Annotated in this window: 9 protein-coding genes; 4 read left to right on the top strand and 5 right to left on the bottom strand. The window is 33.4% G+C overall.

Features of this window, described 5'->3' with window-relative positions; genetic code table 11:
- The first annotated feature begins 572 nt into the window (after window positions 1-572).
- The 3 genes from F6K54_RS34510 (at window position 573) to F6K54_RS34500 (ending at window position 1,904) form a co-directional block, all read left to right on the top strand.
- Window positions 573-1,043: a hypothetical protein gene (locus tag F6K54_RS34510; RefSeq protein WP_293088135.1), complete on the top strand. Its 471-nt coding sequence runs from the start codon at window positions 573-575 to the stop codon at window positions 1,041-1,043.
- 195 nt (window positions 1,044-1,238) lie between these two features.
- Window positions 1,239-1,448 (top strand): DUF6516 family protein, encoded by a 210-nt coding sequence (locus F6K54_RS34505; RefSeq protein WP_293088133.1) that lies wholly within the window; start codon window positions 1,239-1,241, stop codon window positions 1,446-1,448.
- Between the two features lie 165 nt (window positions 1,449-1,613).
- Window positions 1,614-1,904 (top strand): hypothetical protein, encoded by a 291-nt coding sequence (locus F6K54_RS34500; protein ID WP_293088131.1) that lies wholly within the window; start codon window positions 1,614-1,616, stop codon window positions 1,902-1,904.
- Here the strand turns inward: F6K54_RS34500 and F6K54_RS34495 are convergent.
- The 5 genes from F6K54_RS34495 to F6K54_RS34475 all read right to left on the bottom strand — a co-directional run bounded on the left by F6K54_RS34495 (window position 1,901) and on the right by F6K54_RS34475 (window position 6,289).
- Entirely contained in the window at window positions 1,901-2,668 is a 768-nt protein-coding gene (locus tag F6K54_RS34495; RefSeq protein ID WP_293088129.1) for a hypothetical protein, read from the bottom strand. The genes F6K54_RS34500 and F6K54_RS34495 overlap by 4 nt on opposite strands.
- Window positions 2,661-3,791: an AAA family ATPase gene (locus F6K54_RS34490; RefSeq protein ID WP_293088127.1), complete on the bottom strand. Its 1,131-nt coding sequence runs from the start codon at window positions 3,789-3,791 to the stop codon at window positions 2,661-2,663. The genes F6K54_RS34495 and F6K54_RS34490 overlap by 8 nt, the downstream gene beginning before the upstream one ends.
- A gap of 182 nt (window positions 3,792-3,973) precedes the next feature.
- A complete protein-coding gene (locus F6K54_RS34485) occupies window positions 3,974-4,327 on the bottom strand; it encodes a DUF433 domain-containing protein (RefSeq protein ID WP_375342024.1) in 354 nt (117 codons plus the stop codon).
- Window positions 4,328-4,362: 35 nt separating this feature from the next.
- Window positions 4,363-5,010 carry an RloB family protein gene (locus F6K54_RS34480; protein ID WP_293088125.1) on the bottom strand — a complete coding sequence of 216 codons (648 nt, stop codon included), beginning with the start codon at window positions 5,008-5,010 and terminating at the stop codon, window positions 4,363-4,365.
- The gene (locus tag F6K54_RS34475) at window positions 5,003-6,289 is read right to left on the bottom strand and encodes an ATP/GTP-binding protein (protein WP_293088123.1); all 1,287 of its coding nucleotides are present in this window, start codon (window positions 6,287-6,289) and stop codon (window positions 5,003-5,005) included. The genes F6K54_RS34480 and F6K54_RS34475 overlap by 8 nt, the downstream gene beginning before the upstream one ends.
- Before the next feature lie 1,033 nt (window positions 6,290-7,322).
- Here F6K54_RS34475 and F6K54_RS34470 point away from each other — a divergent pair.
- On the top strand, window positions 7,323-8,327 hold the full coding sequence (locus tag F6K54_RS34470) for a gamma-glutamylcyclotransferase family protein (RefSeq protein ID WP_293088121.1): 1,005 nt from the start codon (window positions 7,323-7,325) through the stop codon (window positions 8,325-8,327).
- The last annotated feature ends 359 nt before the right edge of the window (window positions 8,328-8,686 follow it).

The following is an 8,686-nucleotide window of genomic DNA, read 5'->3' as shown; positions in this document are numbered from 1 at the left end:
GGTGCGAGAATGGGAGTGTCTCAACTGTGGTGCAAAACATGTTCTTAGACGAGAATGCAGCGATAAATATATTAGTCGCGGGCGGGCAGTCCGAGACATTAAACGGACGCGGAGGCAAGCGTAAGACTACCGCATCTGGCAGCAGCAGCCAATGAAACGTCAACTCGCCGAGGAGCTACGGCTCGGTAGGAATCCCCGTGCCTTCAGGCCGGGGAGGATGTCAAAATATGCTCACCTTTCTTCATTGTTCATTCTATAGAACCCATTTGACATCTTTTGAAGAAGTTGAGGTTTGAAACCTCTCGGTTCAGGTTTAGACCGTCTCAGTTGACTCCTACCCTAACCACTCATACTTTTTTAGCAAATTCTAGGTAGACAAAACCAATAATTTTGTTTATATTCGTTTTTAAATAACCAGGACTTACGCAAAGACACTGTGTATAGAGTCCAGTAACTATTGGACAATAGTTATGAGTACTATATATAGCGTATCTGCGTAAGTCCTAATAACTTTATAAATAGTAGGTATTTTATAATTTTTAACTATTGTCCAACAGTTAAGGAAAAAAATCATGGGTACTAGAGAAGCATCTTTTTTATTAGGTATATCTCGTCAACGTTTATTAGTTTTATTAGCTCAAGGAAGAGTTAAAGGAGCCGAAAAAAAAGGCAGATTCTGGGAAATACCAGTTTCTGAGAGCGGTATGCCCGTAATAATTCCGGCTCGGCGGGGTCCGAAAGGTATATGGCGCAAGAGAGAATCTACCACACCAAAAATGATTCATGTCAATCAAAACAAAATTCAAAGTAATAAAACTAAGCCTCCAACAGAATTGGAAGCTGTAGTGTCAGTTAAGCACGGCGGTCATAACTATTATGGTTATGAGTTATATATTTCAGGTCCTTGCCAAATCGTCTATCGACCTTACAAACCAGCAAGTTGTGGCGCTCATCTGTGGATTAATACTTTTCATTCTGTGCAATTCATAGATACTAAATCCAATCCAGCCACTGCAAGGCGATCTAGCAAACAAATTTTCTAGTCTGGTTTCAAAAGCACTATATCATCACCAAAAAATATTTATTCGCTCTAATAGCTTAACTGACAATAACCTCAGCAGGCTTTGTGCTGTTTGTGAGAAATCGTCACAGTATTAAAATTTTAATCTTCTACCTTTATTAGTTAGGATTGCTGAAGATTGGGAAACAGAAAATGAATAATCCAAAAATTTGAAGGTATGATTCGAGGCGAAATAAACTTTCTAGATAATTCTGTTTTAATGGTGCGAGAATTTGTAGATGTGGAATTAACTATAGACCGCGATATGTATTTCTATCAATATATGACTGCCTCAAATAATCTGATTTTCCGCTATGATAATACGAGGCATCTTAACGAAGTCAGAAGTCAGAAGTCAGAAGTTAGAAGTCAGAAGTTGTTTTTGTAATGGGGATTAGAGCAAGACTCCAAAAACATTTCGCTTTAAAAGGCGGGGTTTTAGACTCAATTTTTTTGATAAACATGAAGGTAGTCAAGAAAATGTTATTTCCTCAAATGCTCCTAATTTAGTAGATGTATTGCAGGAAATTGAAAATATTCTCAGGAGGTAAATATGCCAGAACTTAAGATTAAATGCCAGCATCCAGAATCATTAAAAATATTTTTGAAAGCAGCAGTAGAAAAAGAATTACAGTCTTTATCTAATGGTATTGAACAAACCAAACAAAGATTGCATAAATTTGAGACTAAATATCAGTTATCTACAGAAGAATTTCTCAGAAAATATGAAAATGATGAATTTACAGAAACTCTAGAATTAGACGAATGGATTGGAGAATCTTGGATGTTGAAAAATCTCTGTGAAGAAGTAGAAAATTTAAAGGTGGTTAAGTTTGTTAATTAAGGATTATCTTTAAGAAAGATGCTAGTCAATTGATTTTCGACTTCATTCATATAATCCGTTAATCCTGTACTAACACCTCTGTTTCGTAAAATTTCCAAATCCGTCTCTTCCCAACATTTCCTTTCTCTTTCAAAGTCTCCTCCTGTGAGTTTTTCAAGGACCACTTTAGGATTTCTCATACGATCCGATTCTTCTTTTGAATTGGAACGCAGTCTATGAGACTCCTCACAAGGATCGAAATTTAATTGAGTTTTAATCTCTTCAAGAATTTTTTCCTCTGATTTGTTCAACGTAATAAAACCATTCAAAACCCATGCTTCTCGCGTTCGGTTCGCCATTCCCATAACAATTTTAAGTGGGCGATCGCTATATTCCGAGCGCACTTGTTCAACACTTTCTTTTCGCTGAGGTTGATTATCTAGATCGCGGATAAATATAACTGCTTTAATTTGTCGCCTTTTTTGCAGATAAGAGACTAAATTTAAAATTTTTCTTGCTGCTGCACCATCAGTTTTAGTTGCTCCATTTTTACTCCGCAGAAATCTAGGTATACGAACACCCGAACTCTTTGCTCGTTCGATTATATCGTTAATATCCTTCCAACAGGAATATTCTGTATTTTCTTCTAAACCACTCCACCGAAAAAAATATTGAAGTTGTTGTTCTTCTAACCAATTAACTTTCTCCACTAAAACACGATCGCCTAATTTAGTAGCAGTTCGTGCATCAGCACTACTTTCCACAATAACAATAAATTCATTCATTTGTTTCTTCTGCAATTACCCAATCTTCACCTTCAGCATCCCAAAATTCTCCAGTAGTTAAAGTTTGTTTTGCCCATTCTACATCTGGATGTTCATCTAATCTTTTGCAATGAGTCAAACCTGAATTATTGTTAGTTAAAACATGAACTTGAGAGGGTGTAAGTTCATCAACAATATAAGGAGAATGAGTAGAAAAAATAATTTGCAAATTGGGATTCGCTTCAATAATTTGCTTAAAAACAGACATTAATTCTCGTTGTGCTTGAGGATGAAGTCCCTGCTCAACATCATCTAATAATACTAAATTAGGTGGATTAGGATTCATCAGAACCGTCAATAAACCCAGAGCAAGAATTGTTCCTTCACTAATAGCATGGGCAGGAATGCGATCGCCACTCTTCATATCGAAAACTATTTCTTGTCCCGCCATTTCCTGACTTTCTTGGTAGGAAATAGATTTTCCATCCACTTCTATTAAACGTTGGCGATCAACTGCAACTTTAGCTCGTCTTATTCCTAACCTTTTGACACCGGGAACAACTTGTTGCAGCATTTTCTGCAAGGATTGAAATTTATCTGGTGCTTCGTTGCGGAGGTAATCTAAATTAGGTGCTAAACAGGAACCATTAAACTCAATTTGTGGTGTCACTGCATCACTATAAGCAGCTTTAGCAAGATTAGCAGCTATCAATTTTAAGTAAACTGAAGATATCCAATACTCTTTTAGTGCAGAAGATACTAATGAGATTTGTCCATCTGAACGCTTATTCCCTTTCGGATTTGAAGATAATATTGGCAACCAACCAGAATTATCCTTTCTTTGCCAATTAAGAGTTAATTCCCAGTTTTGTATAGGGTTATCTTCCAAAAAAACACTTACACTAACAGACATCTGATTTTGTCCCTTTCTTACTATAAATTCTGGGGAATTTTCATGTTGAAAAACGTCTTTAAATGATGAATTATTTTCCTCTGCAAGTCTGCTCAGATAATGTAATGCTTGTAAAACAGATGTTTTACCAGAACCATTAGTTCCTACCAGTGCGTGTAGTTGAGAATCATCGAATTCAAGTTCTGTTTCTGGATGACTTTTGAAGTTATGTAGTCTTACTGTTTTTAACATTAAATTACTAACATCTTTATGATTGGTAATTTCAGAATTTAATAATGATTTTTATAGCTATTGTCATTACTATTAGGAGATTATTATACTGTTTAACTAACTTCTGACTTCTGACTTCTGTTACCTTGTTCAGCTTTGATTTTTATCAATTTATGTACCGCATGGGAAGGATTTTGGCGCTGTTATTCTTGCATTTTTCTGCCCCATTCTAACCAATCAGCTATATATTGATTTACTGATTCTTGATTGTGTAAATCATACAAAATTGTGGCATAAACCTGTTCCAAGGTTAAAGACGAATAAGTTTGGAAAATCTCTTCAGGAGTTTTAGATCTATAAATAAAATCATAAAGGATGGTTTCAATTCCTATCCTGGTTCCTTTCAGTCGAATGTCATTGGGAGCTAAAAAATTAAAATAGTCTTCGAGTTTCATCAATTGATTCTTCCTATAATTATCAAAAACTTTAGAACCAGCTAAAATATAATGAACTATATAGTAACACAGATTCCACACGTCAACTTGTAATATCATCATTTTTTTTGTGGGATGGAGGAGCGATCGCTCCACACCTATTTACGAATAAATCTATTCAGTTGCTTAACTAATAAATGTACTGTTGTGGAAGGATTATCATTAGCAGGATTGGGTGGATTATATTGTTCTAATAACCTCTCTGCATTCTTAATTGCTTGATGTTGTTTGCTAGCCAATATTTCATACATTTCATCGTTATTTTTCTCATACTTTTTCTTCATCCTTTTAGTTAAAAATTTTTTATATTCTGTGCGAGATATTGCAGTATCACGATAATCAAAATGTAACAAATACCAAAGTTCAAAAGCTTCATTAGAATATGCGACTGCAATATCATTATCTTCAGCATATTTTATTGCTTCATTAAAAATTTCGACTGGAAATGAATCTCGGTCAAATACACACCAAACTTGATCGTAATCATTATCTTCTTCTTGAATCCTGACAGCTTCTTTAACTAAACTAATTGTATTTTTACCAAAACCTCGTACATCAATTACATCTTTAGGAACAGGAAAACTTTTAAAATAATTTGGTTCTGTTTTTGTTCCCTCACAAACTATTAAAAAACGCTCTTTAATTTCTCGTGTTTCTACTTTTTTATTTCTTGAATAACGACTATACTTGCTTTTCCCATTCCTAGAATTTTGAGAATTTTTCTTAGATGCTTTTTTTCTAGCCATTTTTTTCAAATAATTCTGTTAAATCTCCAAGAAAAGGTATAGCTCCATATCTACCTTTAATATAATCACTTTCAAAACTTGCATCATTTCTGACTTTGTATTCAACCAAAGAATATAAATCGGTTGCCCCTTGCCGATTTTTTTCTGTGAACCATATTTGGTCTCGTCTGAAAATCTTATTATTAAGTAAGTTAGTATCGTGGGTTGTAAAAATTAGTTGAGCGTTTTCAGGGTTAGTTTGATTAGAGTTAAATAGATCGATAATTGCACGAGTAATTATGGGATGTAATCTAGCGTCTAGTTCATCTATTATTAAAATTTCTCGATTTCTTAAACTCTCCAAAATTGGTACAGCAAAAGCAAATAACTTTTTAGTTCCCTCTGATTCATTTTTTTCAAAATCAAATACTACTTCAGATACCATTTTACCTTCAGAGTCATACTTTTTATGGAGTGTTTGAATTTCATCAGTGTAAGCTCCAGCATCGCTCATCAGTTTTTTAAATCCTTCTGAATAAATGTTAGGAAACTCTTCTGGCAAAACATTTTTTGTATCAATTTTAATATCATCAATACCTAAATCCCATTTTCTAATCAATTGAAGAATTGCATTTTTATATTTACTATCTTGAAAAAAATCAACTGTGATACTTTTATATAAATCGCTATATAGTCCTGAAATTATATTCAAATCATCTATAAACCAACGCAAAATATTTGTAGAAATTTTGCCGTTAAATTGAGAATTTACAGAAAGAAAAAGTGCATTGTTTCTCGTCTTATCACTGATTAATTCTCCTTCTTTAAAATTCTCGGTCATCTTGATACCATTTTCATTCCGTTCAAATAGATTACTTTCCTCTTCATTTGTGGCATAATATAACCATTCAGAAACTACCTGTTTTTCATCCACTTCAAAACCATATCTATATAATTTATCTTCTAAAATAAAGACAATTTCAAACAAAGAAGGTTTTCCCTCTGTCTCCGTACTTAATCTAAACTCCTCCACATTAATAGCATCCTCAATCTGAGTTTCTTTTGATGAATTCAGCACAAACCAACGCATAAAACCCATTGCTTGAATCAAATTACTTTTGCCACTAGCATTAGCACCATAAACAGCAACACTTTTGAGCAAACTTAACTCTTCATCAACCTGAAAAACATTATTTTTATCAACACTTTTATTCTTGGCAGTAACCTTTGTTGCCACCATACTCAAAGTGACAGTTTCTTTAAAAGATAAATAGTTACCAACACTGAATTCAATCAGCATAATATTTTCAATAATATCTAAAGTAGTATATCTGTGATTTTTTCACAAATATACTCTAATTATATTTCTAGATGGCAAGTTTAACAGATTTTTTATAAACCATTCATAAATACAGCGTTTTCCGTTGTTATGAGGTACAAAATTTTAGGTTTGAGGGAACACCGGATCTGGGAACAGGGAACAGAAAAGAATAAAAACAACTGTACCTCATAGCTTCGGAAACTTCTGTATTTAAGGGCATTACCCGATCGCCAACCCCGATATTTTTGATTTTTAAGGTGAATCATATTTTTCGGCCAATTCTCTGACAAGATTTTGATGCTCTGAAGAATTTAATCCCTGTTGTAAAATTGCCAAAACTTAGGCTAAATCTCCTGTAAGTAAAGCTGCTGGAGCTAACCATAATTCAGGAAAATATTCACTACAAATAATATCTTTTTCATATAGACATCATAAAAAGCTAAACTTGCCAAATTTTCCTCACCATAAACATGAGAGTAATCAAGATAATGCAATCCCTTCAAATGAATAGCTTCAATACCAGTGAAATTGTAGGTTGGGTTAAGCGACAGCGCAACCCAACAAAAACCTAATATTACTATAGACTTCTTTCAGAATTCAGGGAATAGGGAGATCAAATTAACAATACAAAAACTTTAGGTACAAAGTTGCCTTAAGTAGCGATCGTCTCACCACACAAAAAAACCTATTTTCGACAAAAATAAGGTACTTTAGATAAGGTAATATTTTTATAAGTACGGTAGATAGATAATATTTGTTCTGGGACAAAGCAAAGTAGTTTTATTTGATTAATATACAAAGTTAATCGAGGTAATTAAACATGAAATTAACAGCAACAGTAGCTCTTGTACAATACGTTATATTTAATTAACGCAGCATCTATATTTTTATTTTCGGTGTGTTAGCGTCAGCGTAACAGACCCTAATAGGCTTTATAATGTCTAGAATAGCAAAAAAATTTATCAAAAATTGATAAAATGAAAATTACTAATTACTCACTAATCGAGGTTATATGCGACCAAACTCGGAACAATTTCCCAGATCTACTTCTAATGTTAAATACTTTGCTTATGGCTCCAATTTATCTAAATCATTAATAGAATTCAAATTATCATTAAATCCTCAAACTAAGGAAAAATACAATACAGAACCTAATTCACTAATTTTACATTCTCAACCAGCTATATTAAAAGATTTTGAATTGAAATTTAATTTATATGTGCCGACGAATAATGTCGATCCAAGTTACGCTAATTTAGTTTATAAAAAAAATTCTACTGTACATGGTTGTTTGTATGAAATGTCACCAGAATGTAAAGCAGTAATTGATGGATTAGAAGGTAAAGGTCAAGTATATCAAGAAGAAATTGTACAAGTTTTGCCTTATGATTCAACTACTACTATTACTGCTCTAACATATATAGCTTACAGAGAAAAAATTAAATTTCCAGGTATTACAATTAAAGATGGTGTGCCACCTTCTAAAAGATATTTAAAAACTCTAATTTATGGTGCTAAAGAATGTAATTTAGATTCTGAGTGGATCGAATATTTAAAAAATCAAAAATTTGCTACAATACCTTGGACTAAATTATCAAATGAAGAGTTGAAAAAAATTAATACAAAAATTTATACTACTCAAGATTTAGAACTTAAAAATTTACCATTATACCAAGCTTTTAATGAAAAGGGAGAACTTATCAAACCTATTATTAGCAGTATTTGTGGTTTAGTATTTATGTGTCATCCGAATCAAGGATTTGCGATTGGAGCAAGGGCATGGATTAAACAAATATTAGGACGAGATATGACAGTATTTTATGCAAGAAGATGTTTGCGAAATGAAGGCGTTTCATTGTATGAAACAGAACAAGATGTATTGTTGGGAGATCGAGATTGCTTAGATTATGTTATAGCAAATGCCTGTGATTTATTGAGGCAATCAAGAACAGAAGGAAAAGGTGTATTTTTACTTGGTAGGACAATTAATTTTCATTTGTGGAAAGATTATTTGTAAGCATTTCCTGCGGAATGCTGCGCAAACAGCTTTCAGCTATCAGCTATAATATCATGTCCGGATAATTAGTTATAAAAAAACTTTCTCCTTCAACTCCAGTTCTTCTTCTTTCTTCCCTCTTTCCTCCTGACTCCTGACTCCTGAGGACTGACTCCTCCGTAGTTATTTATTTATCACTGTTCAACCGGACATGATATAAGCTGTTGCTTTGCAGGAGGTAATTTCAGTTATCATATCATGTCCGGTAGCATCGGAGCGTGTATAAAATTAAGGTGAAAAAAGGAGAAAACCTTCTGCCTCCTGCCTCCAGCATAGCTGCCTTCCTTCCACCAAAGTCTAATTATTCAACCGGACATGAT

It is taken from the genome of Okeania sp. SIO3B5 (assembly GCF_010692555.1).
Taxonomy (GTDB): Bacteria; Cyanobacteriota; Cyanobacteriia; order Cyanobacteriales; family Microcoleaceae; genus Okeania.
Note: the sequence above shows the minus strand (reverse complement) of the source record. Positions and strands in the feature narration are given on the sequence as shown.

Coding starts and splice junctions, on each gene's coding strand:
- F6K54_RS34510 (WP_293088135.1), top strand. CDS start 573: ATGGGTACTAGAGAAGCATCTTTTTTATTAGGTATATCTCGTCAACGT.
- F6K54_RS34505 (WP_293088133.1), top strand. CDS start 1,239: ATGATTCGAGGCGAAATAAACTTTCTAGATAATTCTGTTTTAATGGTG.
- F6K54_RS34500 (WP_293088131.1), top strand. CDS start 1,614: ATGCCAGAACTTAAGATTAAATGCCAGCATCCAGAATCATTAAAAATA.
- F6K54_RS34495 (WP_293088129.1), bottom strand. CDS start 2,668: ATGAATGAATTTATTGTTATTGTGGAAAGTAGTGCTGATGCACGAACT.
- F6K54_RS34490 (WP_293088127.1), bottom strand. CDS start 3,791: ATGTTAAAAACAGTAAGACTACATAACTTCAAAAGTCATCCAGAAACA.
- F6K54_RS34485 (WP_375342024.1), bottom strand. CDS start 4,327: ATGATGATATTACAAGTTGACGTGTGGAATCTGTGTTACTATATAGTT.
- F6K54_RS34480 (WP_293088125.1), bottom strand. CDS start 5,010: ATGGCTAGAAAAAAAGCATCTAAGAAAAATTCTCAAAATTCTAGGAAT.
- F6K54_RS34475 (WP_293088123.1), bottom strand. CDS start 6,289: ATGCTGATTGAATTCAGTGTTGGTAACTATTTATCTTTTAAAGAAACT.
- F6K54_RS34470 (WP_293088121.1), top strand. CDS start 7,323: ATGCGACCAAACTCGGAACAATTTCCCAGATCTACTTCTAATGTTAAA.